The 26945-nt window shown below is 37.8% G+C and carries 25 protein-coding genes and 1 pseudogene; 19 read left to right on the forward strand and 7 right to left on the reverse strand.

The window, feature by feature from the left end; translation table 11 throughout:
• Window positions 1-197, reverse strand: a pseudogene (locus AC4J95_RS18180) (Rpn family recombination-promoting nuclease/putative transposase); the annotation flags it as partial.
• A gap of 315 nt (window positions 198-512) precedes the next feature.
• On the opposite strand from AC4J95_RS18180, the gene AC4J95_RS18185 reads away from it, so the two are divergent.
• Window positions 513-2735 carry an alpha-galactosidase gene (locus tag AC4J95_RS18185; RefSeq protein ID WP_494551082.1) on the forward strand — a complete coding sequence of 741 codons (2223 nt, stop codon included), beginning with the start codon at window positions 513-515 and terminating at the stop codon, window positions 2733-2735.
• A gap of 90 nt (window positions 2736-2825) precedes the next feature.
• Here AC4J95_RS18185 and AC4J95_RS18190 read toward each other — a convergent pair whose 3' ends face one another.
• Entirely contained in the window at window positions 2826-3695 is an 870-nt protein-coding gene (locus tag AC4J95_RS18190; protein WP_494551058.1) for an AraC family transcriptional regulator, read from the reverse strand.
• Window positions 3696-3814: 119 nt separating this feature from the next.
• On the opposite strand from AC4J95_RS18190, the gene melB reads away from it, so the two are divergent.
• The 5 genes from melB to AC4J95_RS18215 all read left to right on the forward strand — a co-directional run bounded on the left by melB (window position 3815) and on the right by AC4J95_RS18215 (window position 7372).
• Complete coding sequence (gene melB, locus AC4J95_RS18195; RefSeq protein ID WP_494551059.1) at window positions 3815-5224, forward strand: melibiose:sodium transporter MelB; 1410 nt, start codon at window positions 3815-3817, stop codon at window positions 5222-5224.
• On the forward strand, window positions 5205-5840 hold the full coding sequence (locus tag AC4J95_RS18200) for a YczE/YyaS/YitT family protein (RefSeq protein ID WP_494551060.1): 636 nt from the start codon (window positions 5205-5207) through the stop codon (window positions 5838-5840). Before melB ends, AC4J95_RS18200 begins: the two co-directional genes overlap by 20 nt.
• Before the next feature lie 335 nt (window positions 5841-6175).
• A complete protein-coding gene (gene relB / locus AC4J95_RS18205; RefSeq protein ID WP_494551061.1) occupies window positions 6176-6397 on the forward strand; it encodes a type II toxin-antitoxin system RelB family antitoxin in 222 nt (73 codons plus the stop codon).
• A 1-nt stretch (window position 6398) separates the two neighbouring features.
• Entirely contained in the window at window positions 6399-6680 is a 282-nt protein-coding gene (locus tag AC4J95_RS18210; protein ID WP_494551062.1) for a type II toxin-antitoxin system RelE family toxin, read from the forward strand.
• Window positions 6681-6781: 101 nt separating this feature from the next.
• Complete coding sequence (locus AC4J95_RS18215; RefSeq protein ID WP_494551063.1) at window positions 6782-7372, forward strand: hypothetical protein; 591 nt, start codon at window positions 6782-6784, stop codon at window positions 7370-7372.
• 138 nt (window positions 7373-7510) lie between these two features.
• On the opposite strand, the gene AC4J95_RS18220 is transcribed toward AC4J95_RS18215, so the two are convergent.
• On the reverse strand, window positions 7511-8560 hold the full coding sequence (locus AC4J95_RS18220) for a Fic family protein (RefSeq protein ID WP_494551064.1): 1050 nt from the start codon (window positions 8558-8560) through the stop codon (window positions 7511-7513).
• 450 nt (window positions 8561-9010) lie between these two features.
• Here AC4J95_RS18220 and AC4J95_RS18225 point away from each other — a divergent pair, with 450 nt between their 5' ends.
• From AC4J95_RS18225 to AC4J95_RS18240, 4 genes are all read left to right on the forward strand, one after another.
• A complete protein-coding gene (locus AC4J95_RS18225) occupies window positions 9011-9595 on the forward strand; it encodes a hypothetical protein (protein ID WP_494551065.1) in 585 nt (194 codons plus the stop codon).
• Window positions 9596-9925: 330 nt separating this feature from the next.
• Complete coding sequence (locus tag AC4J95_RS18230; protein WP_494551066.1) at window positions 9926-11356, forward strand: ATP-binding protein; 1431 nt, start codon at window positions 9926-9928, stop codon at window positions 11354-11356.
• 125 nt (window positions 11357-11481) lie between these two features.
• Window positions 11482-11754 carry a hypothetical protein gene (locus AC4J95_RS18235; RefSeq protein ID WP_494551067.1) on the forward strand — a complete coding sequence of 91 codons (273 nt, stop codon included), beginning with the start codon at window positions 11482-11484 and terminating at the stop codon, window positions 11752-11754.
• An 85-nt stretch (window positions 11755-11839) separates the two neighbouring features.
• Window positions 11840-12673, forward strand: coding sequence for a MurR/RpiR family transcriptional regulator (locus AC4J95_RS18240; RefSeq protein WP_494551068.1), 834 nt, complete (start codon window positions 11840-11842; stop codon window positions 12671-12673).
• 70 nt (window positions 12674-12743) lie between these two features.
• On the opposite strand, the gene AC4J95_RS18245 is transcribed toward AC4J95_RS18240, so the two are convergent.
• Window positions 12744-14159 (reverse strand): PTS transporter subunit EIIC, encoded by a 1416-nt coding sequence (locus AC4J95_RS18245; protein ID WP_494551069.1) that lies wholly within the window; start codon window positions 14157-14159, stop codon window positions 12744-12746.
• 221 nt (window positions 14160-14380) lie between these two features.
• On the opposite strand from AC4J95_RS18245, the gene AC4J95_RS18250 reads away from it, so the two are divergent.
• Both AC4J95_RS18250 and AC4J95_RS18255 read left to right on the forward strand, forming a co-directional pair.
• Window positions 14381-15841, forward strand: a complete 1461-nt coding sequence (locus AC4J95_RS18250; protein ID WP_494551070.1) for a glycoside hydrolase family 1 protein — start codon at window positions 14381-14383, stop codon at window positions 15839-15841.
• Between the two features lie 76 nt (window positions 15842-15917).
• Window positions 15918-16376 (forward strand): PTS sugar transporter subunit IIA, encoded by a 459-nt coding sequence (locus AC4J95_RS18255; RefSeq protein ID WP_494551071.1) that lies wholly within the window; start codon window positions 15918-15920, stop codon window positions 16374-16376.
• A gap of 277 nt (window positions 16377-16653) precedes the next feature.
• On the opposite strand, the gene AC4J95_RS18260 is transcribed toward AC4J95_RS18255, so the two are convergent.
• From AC4J95_RS18260 to AC4J95_RS18270, 3 genes are all read right to left on the reverse strand, one after another.
• The gene (locus tag AC4J95_RS18260; RefSeq protein WP_494551072.1) at window positions 16654-17364 is read right to left on the reverse strand and encodes a GntR family transcriptional regulator; all 711 of its coding nucleotides are present in this window, start codon (window positions 17362-17364) and stop codon (window positions 16654-16656) included.
• A 16-nt stretch (window positions 17365-17380) separates the two neighbouring features.
• Entirely contained in the window at window positions 17381-18250 is an 870-nt protein-coding gene (locus tag AC4J95_RS18265; protein WP_494551073.1) for an ATP-dependent 6-phosphofructokinase, read from the reverse strand.
• Window positions 18251-18384: 134 nt separating this feature from the next.
• The gene (locus tag AC4J95_RS18270) at window positions 18385-19401 is read right to left on the reverse strand and encodes an SIS domain-containing protein (protein WP_494551074.1); all 1017 of its coding nucleotides are present in this window, start codon (window positions 19399-19401) and stop codon (window positions 18385-18387) included.
• A gap of 173 nt (window positions 19402-19574) precedes the next feature.
• Between AC4J95_RS18270 and AC4J95_RS18275 the strand changes: the two genes are divergently transcribed.
• The 7 genes from AC4J95_RS18275 (at window position 19575) to AC4J95_RS18305 (ending at window position 26847) form a co-directional block, all read left to right on the forward strand.
• Window positions 19575-22298, forward strand: a complete 2724-nt coding sequence (locus tag AC4J95_RS18275; protein WP_494551075.1) for a sigma 54-interacting transcriptional regulator — start codon at window positions 19575-19577, stop codon at window positions 22296-22298.
• 131 nt (window positions 22299-22429) lie between these two features.
• Window positions 22430-22852 carry a PTS sugar transporter subunit IIA gene (locus tag AC4J95_RS18280; protein ID WP_494551076.1) on the forward strand — a complete coding sequence of 141 codons (423 nt, stop codon included), beginning with the start codon at window positions 22430-22432 and terminating at the stop codon, window positions 22850-22852.
• Window positions 22853-22871: 19 nt separating this feature from the next.
• On the forward strand, window positions 22872-23342 hold the full coding sequence (locus tag AC4J95_RS18285; RefSeq protein ID WP_494551077.1) for a PTS sugar transporter subunit IIB: 471 nt from the start codon (window positions 22872-22874) through the stop codon (window positions 23340-23342).
• Window positions 23343-23357: 15 nt separating this feature from the next.
• Entirely contained in the window at window positions 23358-24140 is a 783-nt protein-coding gene (locus tag AC4J95_RS18290) for a PTS mannose/fructose/sorbose/N-acetylgalactosamine transporter subunit IIC (RefSeq protein ID WP_494551078.1), read from the forward strand.
• Window positions 24127-24954: a PTS system mannose/fructose/sorbose family transporter subunit IID gene (locus AC4J95_RS18295; protein ID WP_494551079.1), complete on the forward strand. Its 828-nt coding sequence runs from the start codon at window positions 24127-24129 to the stop codon at window positions 24952-24954. Before AC4J95_RS18290 ends, AC4J95_RS18295 begins: the two co-directional genes overlap by 14 nt.
• Before the next feature lie 23 nt (window positions 24955-24977).
• Entirely contained in the window at window positions 24978-25976 is a 999-nt protein-coding gene (locus tag AC4J95_RS18300) for an SIS domain-containing protein (protein ID WP_494551080.1), read from the forward strand.
• A gap of 16 nt (window positions 25977-25992) precedes the next feature.
• Window positions 25993-26847: a PfkB family carbohydrate kinase gene (locus AC4J95_RS18305; protein ID WP_494551081.1), complete on the forward strand. Its 855-nt coding sequence runs from the start codon at window positions 25993-25995 to the stop codon at window positions 26845-26847.
• The last annotated feature ends 98 nt before the right edge of the window (window positions 26848-26945 follow it).

Genomic DNA, 26945 nt, shown 5'->3' on the forward strand with positions numbered 1-26945 from the left:
TCTACTTCCGTGCGAAGCAGAACTGTTTCATCATAGGACTTCTTGTAGCTGTCGATATGATACGTCTTTTGGGGCTGCAGCCTCTTGAATTCAATGCCTAACAGGTCTCTGACAAACGCTCTTAGGATATGCTGGGAATCTTCTGATGTCAGCATCTTCTTCATCAATAAATCGTTTGTAGGTAAATATTTCTGCATGTTTTTCCACCTTCCAGACAGCGCGAACTCCCAGACCGAAAGGCTTTTTTCGCCTATATTATAGCATGGAATAAAACGAGCTATCAAAGTTCTTATTCTCTAAAATACGTAGAAGAGGGCTCTTCCTATGGGGGAATAATTCTTTTGTAGGTGATAGTAATGTGTGATGGCTAGTTACATCTCATTTTTTTTGTATAAGGATTTAAATCCTATCTTAAACCTAACAAATTGACTGTTTTCTCCAACTGATGACACTCATAACAGAGGAAGAAAGGGGTTACAATTCTGATAGAAATGAAAAGGAGGGCATGAATGATGCCAATCAATGTTCATCAGAATGGAAAACTATTCCATCTAACTAATCAAAAAATCAGTTATTTAATCCAGGTTTTAGCAGATGGAACCTTAGGAAATCTATATTTTGGGAAAAAAGTATCTGATCGAGCGGCTTTTCAACATCTGATTGAAAACGAGTATCGTCCGAATACAGCGTATGTAAATAAGGGAGAGGTTGATTTTACGCGCGAGCATCTTCGTCAAGAATATCCGGTATACGGAACAACCGATTATCGTCATCCAGCACTTTCGGTTTTGCAGGAAAATGGGAGTCGGATCACTTCTTTGAAACTCGTTGACTACTACATTTATCAGGGGAAGGAAAAGCTCGAAGGTCTGCCCGCGACCTATACAGAATCAAAAGATGAAGCGACTACGATTGTATTTACTTTGCTAGATGAGCTGATAAATCTGGAGGTCATACTAAGCTACACCATTTTTGAAAAAAATGCCGCTGTAAGTCGGTCCGTCAAACTTATCAATAAGGGTTCTGAAAAACTTCATCTTGAACAAGTGATGAGCCTGTGTTTGGATTTACCGGATCGTGATTATGAAATGCTTCAATTATCTGGGGCTTGGGGACGTGAACGATTTCCTCAATTTAGAAAACTTGTTCCGGGTATTCAAAGCGTGGAGAGCACTAGAGGGGCTTCCAGCCATTATCAAAATCCTTTTCTAGCGTTAAAGCGTCCGGATTGTACGGAGCAGTTAGGAGAAGTGTTGGGCTTTAGTTTCGTTTATTCAGGCAATTTTTTAGCGCAAGTAGAGGTCGACACCTACGACGTGTCTCGCGTGACGATGGGGATTAATCCGTTTCAATTCGATTGGCTGCTTGAAGCTGATGAGACATTTCAAGCGCCTGAAGCGGTGATGGTTTATAGCGATGAAGGATTGAACGGGATGAGCCAGACCTATCACAAACTGTATCGAGAACGCCTTGCTCAAGGGAACTGGCGTGATAAAGAGCGCCCAGTCTTGATTAATAATTGGGAAGCAACTGGCATGGACTTTACAGAAGAAACCTTGCTAGAGTTCGCCAAAACAGCGGCCGATGATGGCATTGAGCTTTTTGTCTTGGATGATGGTTGGTTTGGGGGTCGCAGGCACGAACGGGCTGGATTAGGTGATTGGGTGGCAAATACAGAGCTGTTGCCAAATGGTATTACTGGTTTGGCACAAAAAATAAAGGATCTCGGTCTCTTATTCGGTCTATGGTTTGAACCTGAGATGGTGAACGAAGACAGTGAGCTTTTTCGGAATCATCCAGAATGGATCATCAAGACGCCTGATCGCCGCGTTTCTCATGGACGTCACCAGTATGTATTAGATTTCGGCAGACCCGAAGTGGTGGACTATATTTATCAAATGGTCGCGAAAATTTTGGCTGAAGCGGAGATTCACTATGTGAAATGGGATATGAATCGTTGCATTACCGAACCTTATTCAGCTGCGTTGCCACCGGAAAGACAAGGCGAAGTTTTCCATCGATACATGCTGGGAGTCTATGACATCTATGAGCGTCTCACTACTCAGTTTCCAGAGGTTTTGTTTGAATTTTGTGCATCCGGAGGCGGCCGGTTTGATCCAGGAATGTTGCATTACTCACCACAAGGATGGACCAGTGACGACACAGATGCTGTTGAACGAATGAAGATTCAATATGGCACATCCATGGTGTATCCCTTGAGTTCTATGGGTGCGCATGTCTCCGCGATTCCCAATGAACAAACCTTCCGAGAGGTGTGCCTAAAGACGCGAGGAAATGTTGCGATATTCGGATCTTTTGGCTATGAACTGGATTTGAATAAGCTGTCTGAAAAGGAGCGGGCACTCGTTCGTGAACAGGTGGCATTTGCTAAAGAGTATCGAAAGATCATTCAAGAGGGAACGTTTTACCGCTTGCTAAGTCCTTTTGAAGGGAACTATTGTGCTTGGATGGTGGTTTCGAAAGATCAGAAAACCGTGATCGTAGGGTACTACAAATTATTAAATGAGGTGAACGGACCATTTAAGCGATTATACCTAAAAGGATTAGAACCGGAAAAATGTTACCAACGAATGGACAGTGAACAATCCTATTATGGAGATGAATTGATGAATATTGGTCTAGTTACAAGCGACACGTCTTGTGGACAGGTAATTGATGGACGAGAAACGTCGCATGATTTTGATTCGCGTCTGATTATTTTAAAAGAAAAATAGCATAAAGAAGGATTGCGCAGAAGAGTGAAGTGCTTCCCAAATTCAACCTTTTTGGGGCACTTCAGATCGGCGCGGTCTTTTTCCTGTTCGCTATTCCACGATAAATGATTTTCCGGTTTCATCGTAGCGTTGCTGCCTTTCCAGTATTTTCTTACGATACTGAGAAGGTGTCAACGCATACTTTCGTTTGAATGCTTTCGAGAAGACGAGAGGATCGTGATAGCCACTGTATTCGGCAACGATCTCAATCGAAAAGTTACTGATACCTAACAGTTCGGCTGCTCGAGTCAGACGGTATTCTGTTAGGTATTGTTGCAACGTGAGATTCATTTCCTTCTTGAAAATAGCAGATAAATAACTACGGTTCAAAGACAAGGCCTGAGCCAAACTTTGCACGGTAATGTCGGCTGCATAGTTTGACTTGATATAGTCAATTGCGTGCTGCACATGGGGATTAGCCGATTGATTCGTGGTCGCTATGTGATCTTTTGATTGCTGCAGGAGTGCTAAGAATTCGTACAGTAGTGAAGAAAGCATGAGTTCGGAATAGATGGAGGTTTGATCCAGAAGGAATGTTTTTTCTAGAATCGTTCTGATTTTCTCCAGATGCTCAACATAAAAGACGGGGTGCTTTTGATCAAATCCTAACCCTTCCAAATAGGATGCGGCCAAGTCACCAGTAAAGGCAGCCCAATAGTAGCTCCAAGGTTCTTCGCGGTCTGCTTGGTAAAAGGTAAGTCTGTCCGGCGGAATAATAAAGCCTTGACCAGCAGCCAATGGGTATTTTTGATTGTCGATTTGATAGACACCTTTGCCCTCGGTAACCACATGAATGATGAAATTTGGACGGACGGCGGGCCCAAAGCTATGAAGCGCTCCACAGGCGGCTTTTCCTGTGAATAAGAGCTTTAGATCCTTTTGTGTATCAAAGGTATAGGTTTTTACGAATGATTTTTCCATAATGACCACCTAACATTTTCACTGTTTTTGATTACATTATACTATGTAGAATACGCTTTCACAATCGTATAATAAAGGCATAGGTAAGCGCATACCGAACCTGAAAGGAGTCACAAATAATGAAAGTCCCGTTTAGAGAAAAATACGCATTCGGTGTAGGTGCATTAGGAAAAGACGCTGTAATCTGTTTTGTAAATACCTTCCTGCTCTTTTATTACACGGATGTTTTATACCTATCCCCAGCTTTTGTGGGAACGTTGTTTTTTGGCGCTCGCGTCTGGGATGCGATCAATGACCCGGTTATGGGAATGATCATAGACAATACTCGTACAAAATTTGGAAAATTTCGTATATGGTTAGTTATTGGCACTTTGTTAAACGCAATTGTTTTTGTCTTATTGTTTACCACATTCAACCTCACTGGCAGCAGTCTTTATATTTATTGCGGAGTCATGTATGTGATCTTTGGCATGACATATACCATAATGGATGTACCTTATTGGTCTTGGCTTCCAAATCTTACTAGTGACCCAGAAGAAAGAGAACGTGTATCGGTTCTTCCCCGAATATTCGCTAGTTTAGCCGGCTTATTGACAGGAACTTTTGGTCTTCAAGCGGTCAATCTACTAGGAGCCGGCAATCAAATGAAAGGGTTCCAGCTTCTCGCGATTTTTATTGCGATTGCATTCATCATTTTGATTGGAATTACCGTGACAAACGTTCCAGAATCGTCTACGCTGGATCAACAAAATGCCCCGAAACTGACAATCAAAAAAGCTGTTGAAGTCATTAAAAGTAACGATCAGCTCTTGGCATTTATTGGATTACTACTAACGTTTAACTTGTCTATGCAGATTATGAATGGTTTTATGATCTATTACTTTAAATATGTAACAGGTAATGAAGCGTTGTTCTCGTTATTCTTCTTTACCATCTTCGCGGAAATGTTTGGCCTGATGCTGTTTCCGAAGATTAGTCGCAAGATCAGCCGTGAGAAAACATATATCTTAGCCTGTCTGCTTCCAGTAATCGGTCTGCTCATATTATTGACCGCCGGCTTTGTCGCTCCGAAGAGTGCGGTGTTCGCTATGAGTGCTGGTTTGATTCTAAAATTTGGCTCTGGTCTTTCGTTAGGAGTCACAACAGTCTCGATCGCGGATTGTATTGACTACGGAGAAGTAAAGTTTGGTACCAGAAATGAGAGCATTATCTGTTCTGCTCAAACCTTCCTGATGAAATCTTCTCAGGCCGTAGCGGGGTTATTAACCGGTGTTGGGTTATCACTGGTCGGTTATGTTCCAAATGTTGCTCAATCAGCTACCGCTGTTCTGGGAATCCGACTATTGACTTGTGTTGTTCCGATCATCTGTGTCATTTTTAGCTATGTCATTTACAAGAAGTGGTACAAATTAAAAGGACAGCGTTTACTTGATCTATCGAAAAGGGTGAATGAGTTTCACACAAAAACAGAAAAAGCCAAAAATATAAATGAAAGTGTTCTAAAAGAAGATGTCAATTTCGAAGTATAATTTACTTATTCGTGCAGTGATCACGATACTCGGCATTTGTCTTATTAGCTTTGGTATCGCTTGGATGCGATTCAGTCAGTTTGGAACAGATCCCTTCGTCACCATGAATATAGGAATCAGTCAATTTTTTAGAGTCGATTTTGGGTTTATCCAGATGCTGTCAAATCTCGTCTTACTAGCAGTGATGGCTAAGGCAACTCCTAAGCTAATCCATTTAGGAACAGTTTTAGGAATCGTCGTTGTCGGTTACCTTTCTGATTTTTTCTTGGACTTTCTTTCCTTTCTTCCCGAAAATTTTGGATGGAGACTTTTCGCGATGGGAATCGGATTACTCCTTTGCTGTTTCGGAGTAGGGGTCTATATGTCAGCAGATTTAGGAATTTCTCCTTACGATGCATTGGGCATGGTGTTGGAAAGGAAAACGAGAAGAAGCCTTGGGTACAAGGAAATTCGAATAAGCACGGATATATGCTGTGTGACGATAGGTTTTGCTCTCGGCGCGCCAATCGGAGTAGGGACTATTTTAACAGCATTCTGTACAGGTCCCCTAATCGAATTTTTTAAGAAATCAGTGGATACTTTTTTAAATACAAAGATATTACAAAAGACAATTTGATAAAAAGACGATGTTCCTATATAGGGCATCGTTTTTTTAAAGGTAGACTTGTCAAGACCTACTTCCAGTAAGAATTTCTTGATAGAGAGATTCGAATACTAGAACGATCCTTTGCATAGCAGATGCTGCATTTATTTGATAGCTCACAGGGAGCCATGAATTGAGAGAAATTTATGACAATTTGATAGTTGCTCGGTCTCCCTGCTGGAATGTCTCAAAGTCGGCATTACACAGAAGACTATAAAGAAAAGATCAAGTTACAACCTATTATACATCTGTATAACGAAATATGTTATACAGGTGTATGATAGATTTATCAAGAAGGGGGATTTATCATGCCTGTTATTCCAATCAGAGTAAGTGATGATGAGATGGAAATGCTGAAAGAATACGCTAAATTTGAAAATGTTTCCGTATCAGCTTTGCTACGAAATTCTACGTTTGAAAAGCTGGAAGACCAATACGATATAAAGATTGCTGAACAAGCCCTGAAAGAACACCAAAAAGATCCAAGCACAACGTCACTAAAAGATGCCATGAAACAATACGGTCTGTAGGATGATGGCAAAAGAATACTCAGTCGAATTAACCAAGAGATTTCTAAAGGATTTGAAAAAAATCGATACGTTCTCAGCGAAACTAATATTAAAGTGGTTGGACAAAAATATCGAAGGCTCAGACAATCCGAGATTACGAGGGAAGGGATTAGTCGGTAACAAAAAAGTGATTTGGCGTTATCGTGTAGGAAACTATCGTGTGTTGTGTGGGATTGATGATGATAAATTAATTGTACTCGCTCTAACAGCGGGGCGTAGAAAGCAGGTTTACGAAAAAGAATGAAGCCCTTGTCACAGGACAGGGGTTTTTATTTCGTAAAATTAGCTATTCCGCATTGTATAATATTGACGGTAATAACAGATGTTGCTAAGGAGGATGAAAAGGTGACGGTAGAGTATCAAAAAACACGTTTATCTTTTGGCGGGTATCGACCTGAATGTGCGATTTGGATCACATTGTTGAACGGTCATAGGGCAGTAAAAGTCAATGTATTGGACCGGAATGGAAACGTTTTATACAGAGTGGAACAAAAAAGTGATGCCGATGGACCGATCCACAGTAAGATTACTTACGAATCACTAACTGAAGAACAAAAAGAAGATATTCAACAAATTCTTGAAAAAAATGAGCCTCACTACGGCTGGGATGATGAAGAAATAGAAGATGTATTGGGGTATTTTGGCTATGAAATCGCACGCTTAGATGAATTAGTGAGACATACGCGAAAACATCATGAGATTGTGGTCGATTACGATATTTACTCAAGCTATGCAGAAGATGAAGAAGGAAATAAAATCAACGATCTGTCTGAGATAGATTATCATGATATAGGCACGATAATCAAAGCGGAAATCGAAAACGAGCTGGTTCAAAAACTTCTGAACCATAATGAATGGGACACGATCGAAATGAAGATCATAGAAAACGGACAAATGGATCATTATCTGTTGGAGTTTGAAGAACGGGATGAGTGAAATTTTTGGGTGGAAGGCTTCTAATGGCTGATTGACTGTTTTTAGCCAGGAATATCGAACAAAATCTATTTATTTGACTCAGAATAAACTATCTACCCCAAAATAGCTGAGTTGAGGTAGAAAAAAATTATTGAGGTATTAACTTTTACTGATGTATGCGGTAGAGCGACCAGCGCCAATTTTTTGGATACGTTTTGATTTTACTAAGTCAGTCAATCTTCTTTCGATTGTTTTCTGGCTTAGCTCAGGTGCTAGAATAACGATATCAGCTTTAGAAAGAGGCGTTAGCGAGTGATTGATAATTTCCAAAATCCTATCACTTGAGGAGATTGTGATGTTGTGTGTGATTTTAAAACGAGTTTCAAATTCACGATAAGCTTTTAAGATAATTCCCAGCATGTATTGTAAAAATGGTAAATAATCTTGTTTGTTCTCTAACCATCCAATTGAACTGTCATGCAAGGCTTCGTAGTAAGTCGTTTTTGTTCGTTCAATCAACATTTCAATAGAGATGAAGCGACCTACAAGGTAATTATTTTGATAAAGAAGAAGTAAGGTTAGCAGCCTGCTCATCCGTCCATTTCCATCCCTGAAAGGATGTATAGATAGAAAATCGAGAATAAAACATGGAATTAATATGAGAGGATCAATGTTCCCCTTCTCCATTTCTATAGTATATTGTTCGATTAATTCTTCTATTAACTGTGGTGTTTGAAAAGCCGAAGCAGGTTGAAATCTTACAAACTCTTCGCCATTGCTATCTTTCTCAGTAATTACATTGTCGGATTGTTTCCAATTTCCACTACGTGATTCGGGCAGGTAGCTATATAGCTCTTTGTGAAGCTGTAAAATATGATTTGAACGAATAGTGATATATTGATAATTCTCATGAATCATTTTTAGCACGTCTCGATAACCCGTGATTTCTTTTTCATTTCTTGTATGAGGCTTAGTTTTATCTTCAACGAGCTCTCTAAGTCGTTTATCACTTGTAAATATACCTTCAATCTTATTGGACGCATCGGTACTTTGAATCAACGCCAAATCTTGTAACTTCTCTAGGACGTCCGGTTTTGATTCAAGATATAATTCTTGTTTTCCACGATATTCATGAATTGCTGTCAGCAAATTGACAATATCTACATTTAGAGCAGAGACTTCTAGTTCAGCATAATTGAATAGTTTCATTCTTCTACCCCACTTTTCATTTTTCTACCCCAATTATAGCTTTTTGGGGTAGAAAAAGTCAAAGTGGGGTAGAAAATAGTCGTTTCTGCCAAGCACCGTGGTGATGGACGACCCCTCACGGTGCTAGTGCAACGCGAATCAGTGAGCGTCACAGAACCAGCGCCCAATGTCTTCTTATGATGAACGAGAGTACGAATATCCGTGTAGGCTTCAAGTAACGATTAATAACAAAACCTTAAAAGCATGGATACTTCCTTTAGAATTATTCATCTCAAATAAACAGCAGAAGAGATTTTTTGAGAAAGAGATTCATGGGTTTACTATTCTTGTTGTCTTCCTTCTTTTATAATAGCTTTATGAAAGCAAACGCAAAGAGTGTTCTTTTAGACTTGTCCGCTTAGTTACCGAGGAAAAACAAGTTATAATGGATACTGGATAGTAGGTGATGGGATGAGAAAATACACAATAGCAAAAGTAATGAGTATCGATAATAGAGTTCCGATGGGCGCATCCAAGGCCTATTATGGTCATAGTGTGGTTTTTCAAGATATTTCTAGTGGCACCCTTTTACAGTGGGATACAAAAACGAAATTGAAATACGAAAAAGATGAGATTATCAATTTTACCTATGATGAATTAGATCAAGTAACACCTATGGACTTGTTCAATGAGGATGAAAAAAGAGTGGCTATCTCAAATCCAAGAAAAGTCCAGTCCTTGGACTTGCTGCTAGGTAGAAATCCTGTTCAAACACGGACTGACTATTTCTTTGTTACAAGTGTTCGAACCATAGGAGAAAAGTCTTATGTGGTGCTGGTTGACAGCTATTTAGATCAAGCATTATTTGAAACAGAGGAACCGGAAAGCTTTAAAAAAGGGAACGTTGTAAAGCTTAGATATAAACAAACAACAAGTGCCACTGAGGCGGATGTGACAGAAGAGGACTTGCAGCATGTTGTTTATTATTTAGTGGATGTTGAAGTGAAGTACAATGTAAGTAATGAGCGAAATGTGAAGTTGAAAGATCGTAGATAAGATGGAAGGATACCATTCCAGACTATGAATCTAAGAAACATCATTACTTTAGATTGCATCAGAAAGGAAAAGCTAGGTGTTCAGTTGGAAATTATTACCAGCAGATCAACAATTAAAAAAATCAAATAGTTAAAATTACATAACTGAGTTACTGTTACTGTGCAACAACAGAATGACTCGTGATTTATAATTCTGTTTAGAATAATCATAAACAGAATTATTCTAAACAGAATAAAGTTTAAAAACGTGTTATACTGATCTTAAGGAAATGAGATAGATCAAACTCAGTTTGGGTATGTTTATATGGAATGGGACTGGAGGGATAGGGAAATGTTTATAGGTAGGAAGAAAGAACTAGCCATTCTCGAAAAATTATACAAAAAATCCAGCTTTGAAATGGCAGTCGTCTATGGGAGAAGACGTGTCGGCAAGACACGTCTTATTTCAGAATTTGCAAAGGGAAAGCGAACGATTTTTTTCTCAGCGAAAGAAGTGAATGATCGTTTAAACATCAATGGATTTTTACAAGCCGTTCAGGAAATTGTTGGGGAACATTTTTTACCTAATATTGATAATTGGGAAGATGCGTTCAATTATCTATATGAAAAAACAAGAGGAAACAAAATTGTTTTGATTATTGATGAATATCCTTATGCAGCAAAGGCGAATAAGTCTTTGAATTCAATTCTTCAACATTTTATTGACCACAAGCTTGACCTTGATAGTAATATTTTTCTTATTCTTTGTGGTTCACAAGTGAGCTTTATGGAGGATGAAGTATTGGCAGAAAACAGTCCGCTTTTTGGCCGCAAGACTACGCCTATTTATGTGGGAGAACTTGATTATATTGATGCTGCAAAATTCCTTGATGGCTATTCTAATGAAGATAAAGTGAAATTTTACTCTTGCATGGGAGGAATACCTTACTATCTTTCCCAAGTAGATAAGGCCTTATCCTTTGATGAGAACATGGAGGAGCTTTATTTTGATATTTATGGTGGTCTGTATTCAGATCCAATCATGGTATTGCATCAGGAGCTGCCAGAGCCTAAATTATATAATTCGGTTCTACAAGCTATTGCCAGTGGGGCGAACACGCTTGAACAAATTCGGCAAGCAACGTATATTGAAAAAAGTACATTGAGTAAGTACCTTAAAACACTAGTCAATATGCGGATTATTCAACGGAATTTGCCCTTCGATGTTGATCCGTTGAAGAGCAAAAATTCTCATTATACTTTAAAGGATAATGTCTATCGTTTTTGGTTTCGCTATGTGTTCACGAATCAAGAAGAGATCGAGCGTGGAAGAGGAAAAAGGCTGTACCAAAGAGAGATAAAAGAAACATTGAATGAGTTCATTGGTGCCCCTGCTTTTGAAGAAATTTCGATGAGCTATTTATATTTCTTAGATGAATTGGAAGAATTGCCTTTCTTTCCTAAACGTACAGGTTCATGGCGAGGGAAGAAGCAAAAAGGGGATTCTGATGAACGTGAATTTGATATTGTAATGGAGAACAAGACAGAGAAAAAAATTTTAATTGGTGAATGTAAATGGCGCAATCAATTGAAGACAGTGAAAGAAATTCAAAAATTAATGAGTCATGCGTCATATTTACCGGGATATAATGACTATTACTTCTATTTCTTTTCAAAAGCGCCATATCCAGAGCAAGCGCTTGAACTAGAAAAAATCCATGAAAACCTAGTATTAGTGACGATTAATGACTTGTTCGATAAGAAGATTATTGCGCTGCACTGAGATGGATGAATACAATCAGCTTTTTTGTGTCCAGAGAAAAAGAAGAGCAATTTCACATGAATATAAAGAGCGAAAAAGGGTTCTTCGTCAAATAGTGTTGGTGGAGACAAATTTGGATAAAAAGTATGCGGCGCGTTTTGCGCGCCGCATACTTTTTGATTACTAGCCTAGATTGTGGTGTGGTGGATAATATTCACCCACCGGAAAAATCCGTTCTTGGCAAGCGTATTGGGGAGATGATTCAGCAACTGTATTATCCTAGCGCTCCCGTCGCAAAAGTTGTTAGTATGGAAAAAGCGCGCTGGATAATTGAAGCGGGTTACCCTGTTTCACCATTACCTTTGATAATAATTAGTAGAGAGTTTTTTACAATAAAGAAAAGGAAATGTGTTTATTAGAAATAGGTTGGGATTCATTTTTCTAAAAAAAATTTAGGAATACATGATAAAATAGACTGAAGAACTTCTTTGAAAGGAAAGACAAATGTCAGTAGAAAGATATGGAACGTTTTTACTATTATTAAGGATGTACAATGAATCACCTTCCAATTCAACAGAGAAAATTCTATCAAAATATTTTTTGAAACGATTTGATGATATTAAAAATATCAATATTTACGATGTTTCCACAGAGTGCCATGTTTCAAGAGCAACTGTTCGTCGTTTTTTCTCGAAACTGGATCACGAGAGCTTTTTAGATTTCAAACAAGAGTTTTCTATTCCGTACGACATGAGTATGTTTGAAAAAGAGCTCAACAGAGTTGACTATGTTAAAGAGCATGTTGAGCAAATTTCTGATATCCAATCATTTTTTTTGAATAATAATTCTGATATTTTAGAAAACATTAGATCGCTAGCACAAGTAATGCATCACTCAAATAATATCTATTGGCTCACATCCACATCTACAACTAGGATGGTAGAAGATATGCAGATGCAGTTTTTAATGTTCAACTCATTTTGGGATATTATTATCAACTATAAAAAGGACAACGACATCCACATGGATGAAAACGATTTAGTGATCGTGGTCTCTTCAAGCAGTGTAATGGCTCATTCTATTGTATCTGATTTGGAAGATATAAGGTGTCCTATATATCTAGTAACTTTGAATAGTCAGTATTATCATCCCGTATTTACTAATATTATTCGATTAACAGACAAACCTTTATACAATTTTACTGATCAAATTTCAGATGAAACAATAAAGGAAGAAGTGGTCAATAGAAAATATGCCACCAATTTGTTCTTTGACTTTCTATACTACGAATACGCTAAAATTTATAAAGAAAAAAGGAAGCTGCAAAAAGAAGGTTGAATGATTTAACAATCATTCAACCTTCTTTTAATCTACAAGTTTCTATATATCACAGGTGCTTGGATGTAGTCTATATCTTACCTAGAGGAGAGCCTTGTACTTCTTGTCCATCACTCTTTTTCAAATCTTTTCTTTTCAAAATAATCGTAGTGAGAAAACCTGATATACCCGATACAGCAATTACTAAGATACCCGCATACATGTTTGATAAACCAGTATAGGGAGGCTTAGAAATAACCATTGTAGCTAACCCGGGCAAACCTGAAACAATTGAATTTTGTGCCAAATTTGTTAAACCTGCCACTACTCCCCCGATAGCGCCTCCAACCATAGAACCATACAATGCTTTTTTATCATTGATAAGGACCCCGAATAATGATGGTTCGGATATCCCCATTAGCCCAGTAACTCCGGCTGACAATTGTGTTCCTTTCTTAGTTGGATCCTTTTCAAGATAAGCCACAGCTAATGTAGCTGTAGCGATTGCAATATTAGTCCCCATCATAGCGGGAATAAGGAAAGTATCATAGCCTTGTGCAGCAAGTGATGTAACCATGATTGGAACTAATGCTTTGTTTGTTCCAGTCAGTACTGTAAAACCAAATAATGCTCCTACTAAGCCTAATGCCAACCATCCTATTTTATCATGGATAAAGACAAAACCAGCAGTCATCCAATTACCTAAAACGACACCCAAAGGTCCTACTATAAGTAAAGTGGATAGAACTCCTACGGCGATCACAATCAATGGAATCAACACTTCTTTAAAATAGCTTGGGATCAATTTGTAAATAAATTTATGTGTTTGAGCCATTATAATCACACCAAGTAAAACTGGCAATGCTGTATATGAATAAGTAGTAGTAACAATAGGTAAGCCAAAAAGACTCAAACCTTCTACTCCATTTATCCCTTCACTTAATAGTACAGCACCTAAAAAAATCCCATAAACTGGATTGATATTCAGTTGTTTCGCACATCCATATCCAACATAGAGCGGCAGGAAATAAAATCCCGCGGAAGCTATTGCATTGATCAACGCATAGGTAGGTGACTCCACGGATAATCCGGTGGCAAGGATTATAATATTTAAAATGGCAGAGATTAACCCTGCGGCAACAACTATAGGCATCGTGGGTAAAAATGCTGCTGCAAGAAAACTTAATGCTTTAGAAAATAGCCCTTCTTTACTTTCTGATATGTCCTTCTTAGCATCGGTCGCATCGGCAGTACTTGCAGTTTTTGATTCGTACAGTTGATTGAATGCATCATAAACTCCTTGAACATTTGGACCAAAAATAACTTGTAGGGTATCTCCCTGTTTGACAATACCTAGAACACCTTCGATTTGTTCAACTTCCTCTGGGTTAATTCGGTCAATGTTTCTGACATTTACTCTAAGTCTTGTAGCGCAATGTGTGATGTTATTAATATTCTCTATCCTAATAACATCAAGTAACTCCTTAGAAACTGATTCAAAATTCATATTCATCCTCCTCGTAATAATGATTGCAAAAACTATCTGAACGCTCAATTATAAAGAACTAAATCTTTATATTATAAGCATACTTTCTTTTCCATTTCAGCGGGGTACAAGATATGCACCATGCATGGAGTAGGTGACAGAATTTGCACCCTTATCTATTTTCCATTGATTCTGGTATAGGCTTCCCTTAGTATTTAAATAACGAGAAGGAGGTAAATAAAATGTCAAAAGATACTATATTCCCTGAAAATTTCCTGTGGGGAGGTGCTATAGCTGCAAATCAAGCAGAAGGTTTCTGGGATAAAGATGGTCGTGGACCTTCAGTTGCAGATACTGCACCCTATTATTCAAATCAGGATTATTCGAAATATGCAGCTTTTGAAGAATTATCGATTAATGAGATCAATAAAAGGTTAAGTGATTCAGAAGGCATATATCCTAAAAGATGGGGCAACCACTTTTACGAAAAGTACAAAGAGGATATTGCATTATTTGCCGAAATGGGGTTCAAGTGTTTAAGAATGTCCATCTCCTGGTCAAGAATATTTCCTAAAGGGGATGAAAAAGAACCTAATAGAGCAGGATTGGATTTTTATCATCAAGTATTTAAAACGCTGAAAAAATATAATATCGAACCCGTCGTCACACTTTCACATTACGAAACCCCTGCTTACCTTGCTACCGAATACGGTGGATGGATCAATAGAAAAATGCTGGATTTTTTCTCTAATTATTGCGAAACCGTAATGCATGAGTTTAAAGATTACGTTAAATACTGGATGGCTTTTAATGAAATAAATGTTATTGATCATAGCTTTTATGTTGGTGGCGCTGTTCCAAAAGATTATATCAAGAACAAGGAATCTGATAAGTATCAAGTGATTCATCATCTATTTCTTGCTAGTGCAATGGCCAAAAAAATTCTAAAGGAAATTTCGCCTACAGCTCTAATGGGAGGTATGTTAGCCAGAAGAGAAGGATATGCCGCAACGTGTAATCCCCTTGATGTTTTAGAATCGATTAAGGATGATCAAAAAAATCTTTTCTATTCTGATGTATTAGTTAGAGGGTATTATCCAAGCTATATGAAGGCTTTTTTCAAAGAAAATGGAATTGAGTTCACTATGGAAGAAACAGATGCTGCCTTGTTAAAAGAATACACAATAGATTATCTTTCATTTAGCTATTACATGACCGTTCTTTCAAAATATGAAATCGACGAAACGACTGAACTAACTACGGGGAACCTCGTAAATGGAGTTAAGAATCCTTATCTGGAAAGTAACGAATGGGGATGGCAAATTGACCCGGTTGGTCTCCGCATAACACTAGAAAAGCTTTACGACAGATACCAAATCCCTTTGTTTGTTGCGGAAAATGGAATTGGCCTTCAGGAAAGTTCAGATGGATCAATAGAGATTGAGGATACCCAAAGAATTGATTACCTGAGCAGCCACATCAGAGAAATGAAGAATGCTATCAAAAACGGTGTTGATCTAATTGGTTATACCGTTTGGGGTCCTATTGATATCGTCAGTATGTCAACGTCCGAGATTTCAAAAAGATATGGCTTTATTTATGTGGATATTGATAACTTCGGAAAAGGAACATTCAATCGATACAAGAAAAAAAGTTTTTCTTGGTACAAAGAATTGATTGCCTCAAATGGGAAGGAAATTTGATTTAGTGGGCTTATAGATTTTCTTAATATGTGTAAAAATGCTTAATGTCATCGTAAAAAGAAGGGAGAATAATACCTTGAATACCGAAATATTTGCCCCTGTTTCAGGACTAACATTACCACTTGATGGCGTAAACGATCCTGTATTCGCACAAAAAATGTTAGGGGATGGGGTCGCAATTACGCCTTCAAAAGAAATGATTTATTCACCGATTGATGGTGAGATCACAATGCTGGCTGATACACGACATGCTATTGGTTTTAAGAACGCCTCAGGAATTGAAGTTCTCATTCACATTGGTCTCGACACCGTAGCTCTAAAAGGAGAAGGTTTCGAAACTTTTGTTTCTGTCGGACAATCAGTAACAATAGGAACCCCTTTAATAAGCTTTGATTTGGAATTATTGAAGAACAGAAAGCTTGATCCCACAACAATGATCGTTGTTACAAACAGTAACGAATTTGATACAACTGATAAAACTCTGAACAAATCTGTAGTGGAATTGAAAGATGTAATTTGGAGAATAAAAAAATAATTCAACTATTTTCACGTCAAAAGTTTAGGTACTGTTTGAGTAAAGAAAAAGCGTACAAAATGTATGCTTTTTCTGATCTTCAATAAGAGTGCTGATATGTATAAAAGACAAAGCTTTGAAAGATCGTGCTCTATATTAAATTGATCGAAAGAAAGACTTATTATAGAAATATAGGACTAGCGTTGGCAAGGATAGTTTGTAACTCTGTGCTATTTTTTATAATAGAAGAAGACTTAGCGGCGCTATCACTAAGCCTTCCTAGATTATAAGGTATTTTTTATTTTGAAACAGTGCTCTCAAATTTCGTTTTGTATGCTGGATATTTCGAAATTTCATATTCAAATGGTTTATGCTCTTTGGTAAATCCGATACTAGTAAAAACAAAAACAGGTTCATGATCTTCTAGTTCAAGATAGAGATTTTCCAGATTATTTGGTGGAGTGACCTCAATGGACCGCTTAGCGAAAGCCAAACTGATACCATTGTCCTCTAAAACTGAAAATAATGATTCTTTTGAAAAATCATGTTCGACAATTTCAGGTAACACTGCTAAGGGGATGCATGATTTTGCAATACAGGTTGGAAGATCATCAATGTAGCGAATTCTCTCCAAAACCAAAATAAGATCTCCCGGTGCGATCTCTAAAAAAGTACTGATTGTTGTGTCTGCCGGAACGACTGTTTGCTGAAGAATCTTTGAGCTGATTTTTCTTCCTTGCTGAACAGCATCTTGAAAGAAGCCAATAAACGAGTCTAGTTCATGGTCAATATATTTGTCCGAAGCAGCTTTAGTTTTGAGAATGTAGCCGCGTCCTTCACTTTTAAAGATCCGTCCTTCTTGTTCCAAAGCCGCTAGTGCTTTTCTGACAGTAGGACGACTCACTGAAAATTCCTTCGCCAATTCACGCTCTGAGGGTAATAAATCGGAGGTTTTACCAGTTGTAATATACTTTTCTTCTATTTTTTCCTTTACTTTATCAAAAATCATTATCATTCATCCTTTTTTACCAAGGTATGATGATAATTTTACCATTCTTTTGACTTAAAATCCCAAATTTATTTTCTAAACTAGCTGTTATGGCTAATTTCCCCCATCTGTATCCCATATAGCGATCATAGTAGCTAGGTGAAGCACCACGTTGAAGATAAGCCATGTTCATATATTTAGTTTCCATTGGTAAGTTTTTTGTGAGGAATTCGACTGTTTTTTGTTTGTTGGGCAAGCCCTCGGGCAGTAGTAGGATTGGAGAATACATTGATGAGTGATACTTTTTGCATAATTCATGTAAGTATTCTTTATCGCTGTTTTTGATCCATAAGGTAGATGTCGCAATTGCTGCATTTTCTGCTAGAGCAAAGCATTTTCTGCCCATCACTTCTACGATCATGATCCGATTATGCGAGTTGGCAGTGGTTGTTAGCTCGTCAGTTGCTTTGATCAATGTATTCAAAGCGGTATCGAATCCCAATGTATAGTCTGTCTCAGGAAAATCATTATCGATTGTACCGGCTATGACAGAAATATTCATGCCTGATTCTTCTTTTAGTAATGTAGCACCTTTGAGAGAACCATTACCACCTATAACGATCAATGTCTCTATCCCTTGATTTTTCAGATTTTCGATGATTTTTCGTCTAGTTTCAGCTTCTCGCATTTGTTCGAAACGAGCGGTGCCGATTGCAGTTCCTGCTTTACTCATGTCAATAGTATTCGTCTCAATGGAGATCGTGTCATTCTCATAGATCCCTTGATAGCCATTTTTAAAGAATACTTCTTCTAAATTCCTATTTGCTTCGATCGTTTGTTTTATTCCTAAAAGGGCAGCATTCATCCCAGGAGAATCACCACCGCTGCAGATTACGCCAATTTTCATAACCAATACTCCTTGTTCGTCTTAGTTTATTTGTTATTTGTGCCTAGAAAAATATAGGTATTCTTTTTAAATTTAAAAAGTGTCACCACAAGGATAAAGACTTTGTGGTGAACACCTAAATTTCTGTTTGCTTATTAATACTCCATCTTTTTGTAATAACGACGGGTTGTTAAAGGATGATTTCTTTCATCTTCTAAGAAAGCGCTGATACGCTCAAATACTGTGGCCAAGACAATAGAAGAGATGATTTTTCTTGTCTCTGGAGAAATACCTGGTAACTCATAGTCTTTGGTGTCAATCACTACAGAAGTATCAGTAAATTTAGGCACAAAATTTTTAACGCGTTCTGAGAGTACACGAGAGTCATCTTCTCCTTCAGTGATAATCACGCTGACACCTTTTTCGATCAATTCAAGTGTTCCGTGGAAAAAGTCAGCTGCGTGTACAGGTCTTGTCTTGATCCATTGCATTTCTTCTAGGATACACATGCCATAATAGTAGGCTTCAGCGAAGCTATCTCCAGCACCCGTCAAGATATGATAAGAGGTATCTTTATGCTGTTTAGCGAAGGATTGGGCCATAGGTTCTGCCTGTTTTTTCGCATGAACTAATGCTTCTGGTAATTTTTCAAAGTCTGTTACATAGGTATTGTACATAGCTTCATCGATTTCATTCCGTTGCTTCATCATGTATAAAGCAATCATCAATCCCTGTAAGTAATAACTTTCTGAAGAAGTATCATCTAACACATCGTTGTAGACAGAATAAGTTGCAGCCTCTTCAAGTGGAGTATTAGGGCTTCCAACAAGAGCAAGAGTGTCAACATTTTTCTCGTTACAATAAGCAACTAGTTCAAGTGTTTCTTTGGTAGTTCCTGAGAGTGAAGGGATCACAACTAATGATTTTTTAGAAAAAGTTTTGTTCGGATGGAGCATAAATTCTGCTGCGATTATGCGATGAAAAGCGAAGCTACTTCTTGTACGGGCAAATTCTACTGTAGAATCAAATAAAATACCAACTCCGCCAGAGCCAATGAAGTAAATCTCTTCTAAATCGGCAGCTAAGGAATCCAAAATTTCGGTGATATCTTTGTTTGCTGCGACGGCTCCTTTTTGTGTCTTCAAAAATCGTTCCTGATCAAAATTAAACATGTAAACCTCTCCTTTTTTACCAATGGTAATTTATTTTGCAAAACAAAAATACCATAGGTTAAAATATGTGTCAATGGTAATTTTATAAAAATACCTTTGGTTTAAAAAGGACAGCATTTTTTTTCAGAATCAAGTATATTAGAAGTAAGATGATTCAAGAAGGAGGGATCGCTATGAAAAAAAACATTTTGAAGGAACTGTCTTCTTTATTGGAGGAGTGTGAGTTTCCACAAGAATTACCTGAAAATTGCAATGCTCAATATATTGCGCAAAAATTTGGAATCCAGCGTAATACAGCGAGTAAACATTTAAATGAGCTTGTTGAGCAGGGAGAAGCAATCAAAATTAATAGTCGTCCTGTCTTGTTCATTCCGATGGAAGTTCTGAATGAACAGATCAATTATTCAAGTATCGAAAAAGAATTCGCAACTGTTGATGATTTTAAGAAAAAGCTGATCGGTGATCCGAAAAAGAAAATTTTTTCCAATTTGATTGGTTATCAGCAAAGTTTAAGAGAGCCCATTCAACAAGGAATATCAGCGATGAAGTACCCAGAAGGCTTGCCGATTATGTACTTTGGTCCTTCCGGTGTCGGAAAAAGCTTCTTAGCAGAGAAGTTGGCTGAGTATTGTCGTGCAACGGGGATTGTTGCGGAAGATGCCCCGTTTATGGAACTGAATTGCGCGCAATATTTTAACAATCCTGAGCTTTTAACGAGCCAGCTGTTTGGGCATATGAAGGGGGCTTTTACTGGTGCCGAAAATGATCATATAGGAATTATCGAAGCCGCTGATGGGGGAATCGTATTTCTCGATGAAATTCATCGCTTGCCTCCAGAAGGGCAAGAAAAACTATTTACTCATATGGACAAAAGTGTGTTTCGACGGGTAGGAGAGAGCGGTCCTTGGCGCAAATCTAAGGTTCGTTATATCTTTGCGACAACGGAGCAAAAGGAGGATCTATTCTTAGATACCTTTAAACGTCGAATTCCCTTTATTTGTACTTTACCAACTTATCAGGAACGTAAAGCAAACGAAAGAAAAGAGATCATTTTTCATCTATTGGAAAATGAATCCGCTTTGATTCAAAAAGAAATTTTGGTATCAGAGGCGGCGTTAACCTATTTGATTCGGCTGAAGCTGTTAGGGAATATTGGCGAGCTAGCCGGTTTGATTAAGCAAACCATTGCCGGAAAGATCGCTTATGATGATGGTAAAAAATACATTGAGATTCATATCGCTGATTTGCCCAAGAGATACTTAACCTTTGACAATCAACAGTATCCAAATCGTGTGTATAGTCAACGATTCTACATTTTTAGCAATGGGAACTATGTACATGATGAAGAAAATACATCCACTTTTGCGAATCGCTTGCAAAAGTTCTTCTATAAGATATTTGCTTGTTATGACAGTGCTCAAGCGGGGAAAATCTCTGATGATGAGTTTCTTCAAATCACCAGAACCTATTTATCTGAGTTCAATGAACATTTTATCTATGAAAACAAAATAGAGCTTATGACGAAGTATTATTTACCAGAACTGCAAAAGGTCGTTCAAAAGGTAGCTCCAAGCTTGTTCATTCATCTATCTGGCTATACTGTACAGTCTATTGCCAATTATCTAGCAATGAGAGATCCTTGGGAGAATTCTCTCCCCGATGAAAAAGGAGTATCCATTAAGAAATTTTTAGAAAATCTAAAACGAAAGTATTTAAGTGATTTAGATATTCTGCTGGTATTCTTTGAGAAATCATTGGATACTAAGTTAACCTTATGGGATCAGCTATATATCACACTTTGTATTGTCTGTGACACGAAAAGTGATAGCAATAAGATCAATGCCATTATCTTGGCTCATGGATTTGCGACTGCTAGTAGCATTGCAAATGTGGCGAATCGTTTAGTAGAGAAATTTGTTTTTGATTCAATTGATATGCCATTAGATATTTCCGTAAAAGAAGTGATTGAGCGGCTGACTCATTATATAGAGTTTCGTAACCCGAAAGAAGGACTCGTGATTTTTGTGGATATGGGTAGTTTGGTACAAATCAGAAAGGATATTGAGGATTTAGTGGAGGCGCCGACGGTTATTATAAATAATGTAACGACGGAAATGGCGATTGAAACGGCTAATTTAATCCAGCAAACTGGTGACATTCAAAAAATTATCAAGGAGCTTTCTTTTTCGCAATTTGAAAAGCAGGTCATTCTTCCGAAAAAGTCGAGAAATCGCACGATTCTCGTTTCTTGTGGTACAGGACTTGGAACGGCGATCAAAATCAAGGAAATGCTGGAAAAAAATTTGCCGAAGCAATTAGGTATCGAGTTCATTCCCTATGAAAATGATTCGCTAAAAGATCACAAGCAGGTAGAGTTTTTACTTAAAACGAAGGAGATTATCGCGATTATCGGTACCGATGATCCAAAGATTGATCACATTCCTTATATTACTTTAGAGGAATTATTTGAGGGTGAAGTAGGGAAACTTTACGAGGTTCTACTACGCTTGTATGGAAAAGAGACAGCTGATTCGATCAATCAAAACATTGTCAAAAATAGTACGTTGAATCGTTTAATCGATAGTTTGACGATTTTAGATGCTGAAAAGGTTGTTAATCAAATTGAGGATTGTTTGAATGAATACCAATTATTTTCCGGCAAACAGCTCTCGTCAATGAGTAAAATCAATCTATATGTTCACATTAGTTGTATGATTGAACGATTAATCCGAAATCAAGGGGTTAGCAGCTTCCCAGATCTAGATAGTTTTCTTAATAACTATGAACAAGAGATTAAAGCAGTAAAGCGTTCACTTAAAAGTATTGAGGGCTTATATAATATCAGTATACCGCTAGAGGAGTTAGCCTACGTGAGTAATATTGTCATCAACTATTAATCGAAAATCGAGAGTGACACTGTTTGAGTTTTTGAAACAGTGTCACTTTTTTTAGTTGTGGATAGCGTGAAATCAAGGGTGACAGATTTTGGCACAGCTATTGCATTTATGAAAGTGAAAGGAGTAGAAGGATGAGAAGAATTTTATGTATGAGTCATGGTCCATTAGCAAAGGGAATGATAGAAACTTTAAAATTTATTGTTGGCGATGTGAAAAATATCGATACTCTTTGTGCATACGTAGATGGAAATAACGATGTCGAGCAAATGATTGATCACTATTTATCGCAAAACCTTGAAAATGAATTGATTGTTTTGACAGATATTTTTGGCGGAAGCATAAATAATGAGTGGCTCAAGCGGTTGCCAAAATTAGAGAATGTTTACTTAATTTCTGGAGTGAACTTAAGTCTGTTAGTAGATATTTATTTGAAATGTCAAAATGCTTCTTCAATGATACTTCCCGAAATAATTGATCACGCAATTCAGTCATCATCAGAGGCAATAAAGTTTTGTAATCGCCTTAATTATGAACAGATGACAGATGAATTTTAACTCGAAAGGAGGTGGAGAGATGATCAAATTGGTAAGGGTAGACCATCGTCTAATTCATGGACAGGTGGCGCTAACTTGGACAAATGCCATCAATGCAGATTGTATTTTAGTTGCAAATGATGACATTCTAGATGATCCCGTTCAGAAAACAACATTGAAGCTTGCAGCACCACATAATGTAAAAGTAGTCATCAAATCAATTGCGGATTCGATAGCAGCGATCAATGAGGGAAAAACGGATAAATACAAGCTTTTCATTGTGACAAAGACAATTGCTGATGCACACCGATTGGCTAAAAAAGTAGATCGAATAAAAGATATTAATATTGGAAGTGTAAAAGAAGGACCAGGTAGTTCAGCATTAACGCACACGGTTTTTGTTTCAGATGAGGAACGCTCGGAGCTTAAAGCGATGGTTGCTGAAGGATTTCGAGTCTTTTCGCAACAGGTACCAACAGATAAAGCGGTTGATTTAAGTAAACTATTATAAAAAGGAGGGAATATCATGGATAGTCTTTTGGTACAAGCCATTCTATTGGCGATTTTGACTGCTGTGATTGTCATCGACTGGATGACTGGTACAAACAATCTTTCTCGTCCGATTGTTACATCAGTTTTTGTCGGTATGATTATGGGAGACCTAAAGATGGGAATCATGATGGGGGCAACACTAGAGTTGGCCTTTGTTGGTGCGATAACAATAGGAGCAGCTCGTCCGCCGGATATTGTTTCGGGTGGGATATTAGGAACTGCTTTTGCGATTGCGACAGGAAAAGGGGCAGAATTTGCGTTAACTTTGGCCTTTCCAATAGCTGCTTTGTTCCTGTTAGTGGATAATTTATTGACATTGCTAGTTTTACCAATGATTGCTCGTAAAGCAGATACATTTGCTCAAGAGGGAAATTTAAAAGGTATCTCTAGAATGCATGTTTTAGGATTTATTTTAGTTAAAAGCTTACCAAGAGCCCTTTTTATTGGATTCTCATTTTATTTAGGCAGTCCGGTGATGGAGCGTATTCTAAATGCTATCCCACCATTTGTTCAGGATGGAATTAACATTGCGGCAGGAATAATGCCTGCTCTAGGGTTTGCGATTTTATTACAAATGCTGCTTAAAAAGGATGTTTTAGTTTATTTTGTTATCGGCTTTGCGATGTTCAGCTATCTGAATGTTCCTATTCTTGGTATAGCGATCTTTGGCGTATGCTTGGCTTATATCATTGTAACCATGGAGAACAAAACTAAGCAGACTGTATCGAAGGAGGTATCGATCGATGATGACTTCTAATGATGGAGTACTTACGAAAGATGATTTAAAGAAGATCTGTATTCGTTCCTGTGCCCTTGAGGCTTCTTGGAACTTTGAACGTCAACAACATATGGGGTTCGCCTTCGCCATGATGCCGGCATTAGAAAAAATTTATGGAAAAAATGAAGCTGGAAAGAAAGAAGCGGCCCAACGCCATTTGGAATTCTTTAACACGGCACCACCACTATCAACATTTATTATGGGAATCGTTGTTTCGATGGAAGAGGAAAATGCGAAAAATCCCGATAAATTTGATACATCAACAATTACATCAATAAAAACAGCTTTAATGGGACCGTTAGCTGGAATCGGAGACTCACTGTTTTGGGGGACTCTTTTAGTGATCGGTATTGGTGTCGGTGCTTCCTTTTCAAAAGAAGGAAATATTTTAGGACCTATTCTATTTCTTCTAATATTCAATGTTCCCAATTTTCTCTTGCGTTATTTTGGTATCATGCAAGGCTACAAGTTTGGAACAAAGCTTTTGGAAAATATTGAATCTTCAGGAGTCATGAAAACGTTGACCCATGCAGCCTCTATTTTAGGATTGATGGTCATCGGTGGTATGTCTGGAAGCATGGTCTCCATTCAAGTGGCCGGTTCTATTGGGCAAGGAGAAGAAGCAACTAAAATTCAAAGTATTATTGATGGTATTCTACCTAATATGCTTTCCTTACTTTGTGTGTTGCTTGTCTACTGGATGTTGAAAAAGGGATTTAAGACAACGTATGTGTTGTTTGGGATCTTTGTTTTCGGGATAGTAGCAGCATTCTTTGGCTTTTTAACTACGTAAAATCAAATTAAAGGAGAGAAAAAATGTTAAACTTTGATGCAAAAGAAATGGAAGAAAAAGGAAAGCGGATCTATAGTATTCGCACAGAAGTGGAAGAGATTGCTAAAAGGGCTTATGAAGCCGGCATTAGTAATATTTTCTTTACGGCATCGGGTGGTTCAGTCGCTGTTATGCAACCATTTGAATACATCCTAACCACAAAATCTTCTATTCCTGTTTTTTCAATGACGGCAGCTGAGTTAGTGTTAACAGGGCATAAACAACTGAATGACAAATCACTAGTTATTTTGTATTCAAAATCTGGTGATACGAAGGAAACAATCAAAGCAGCAGAATATTTGAAGGAATCCAACATTCCAACAGTAGGCATTGTTAGTAAAGATAATACACCGTTAGAAGCTTTGACCACGTATTCGATCAACTACCTAGATGGGCGTCCTCAGGAAATGCCTTTATACTTCCTGATTATGTCAATCATGCATTTAAACAGTGAGTTTCCTGATTATCCTCGTTTTGCAGAGGATCTGAAACAATTACCTAAAGCTCTAAATGCGGTTCGAGAACAAGCGGATGAAAAAGGAAAAGCTTATGCAGAAGCATTTCAAAATGATCCGTATCAAATCTGGGTCGGAAGCGGAAATCTATGGGGAATTACTTATTCTTACTCTATGTGTGTGTTGGAAGAGTCTCAATGGCTGCGAACTAAATCAGTTTCATCACCAGAATTTTTCCACGGGACTCTGGAGCTAGTAGAAAAAGATGTATGCGTCACTTTATTGAAAACAGAAGGTGAAACGCGGAGTTTAGATGAGCGCGTTGAACGTTTCGCGGAGCAATATACAGATAAGTTTACAGTTTTTGATACGAAAGACTATGCATTACCAGGAATTAGTGCTGAGTTTCGTGAACTCTTATGCGCGCCAGTGATGTGGGCGGCATTAGGAAGAGTGAGTGTGCATTTAGAGCATATTCGCAATCATTCTCTAGATACTCGTCGTTATTATCGGGTTGTCGAGTACTAAAAGTAGGTGAAAAGATATGTCCCAATATGTAGTAGGTTTTGGTGACAATGTTGTAGATTATTATATTAACCATAATGTAAAATATCCCGGAGGTAACGCAGTAAATTTTGCAGTCAATGCACGAAAAAGCGGAGTGAGATCCTATTATGTCGGTAGTATTTCTTCAGATATAGATGGAGATTTTTTGCGGCAGACCATTGAATCTGAAGGTGTAGATATTTCTTATTGTGGTACTTCCTCGGGCCCAACCGAACAAGCCCATGTCATCATCAAATCAGGTGATAGAGAGTTTGTGGATGGTGTGCGTGGTAAAAGAGAGACACCCGCGCTAACAAAAGAACTTGTAGAATTACTAAAAAATAGTGCTCTGGTCCATACAAGCTGCCACAGTCGAACAGAGGAAAAAATAAAAGAATTGAAAGTTTTAGGCGTTAAACTTTCATTTGATTTTTCCGATGTTGATAAATACCGGACAAATGACTATTTAAATTTAGTTTGCCCATCCATTTATATGGCGCAATTTTCAGTAGCTGGAAATGACGAAGTAGAGATCAATCGTTTGATTAGTACCTGTCAGTCCTTAAAGGTGCCGTATCTTTTACTTACAAGAGGTAGTAAGAGTCCCATTTTTATTGATAATAAAAAGAACAAAACCTATCAAGGATTTATAAGAAAAATTGATTCTCCTCACGATACAATGGGCGCAGGAGATGCATACTTTGCGGCGTTTGCCAGTCATTTTGTCTTGGATAGTGAAGACAGAACGGATGAAGAACACATTATCAACTGCTTCCAAAAAGGAGCGGATATTGCATACCAAACGCTAATGGTCGATGGTTCCTTTGGATATGGGAGAAAAATTGATTCTTAATTTTGAAGTAAAAGAATAACTTAATCGTGACCTGACTATTGAAGGATAGTTGGGTTACGATTTTTTTTCACTTTATTTACATCACCTATTTGTTATAT

The sequence above is a fragment of the Enterococcus sp. GPZ-007 genome, from assembly GCF_059374735.1.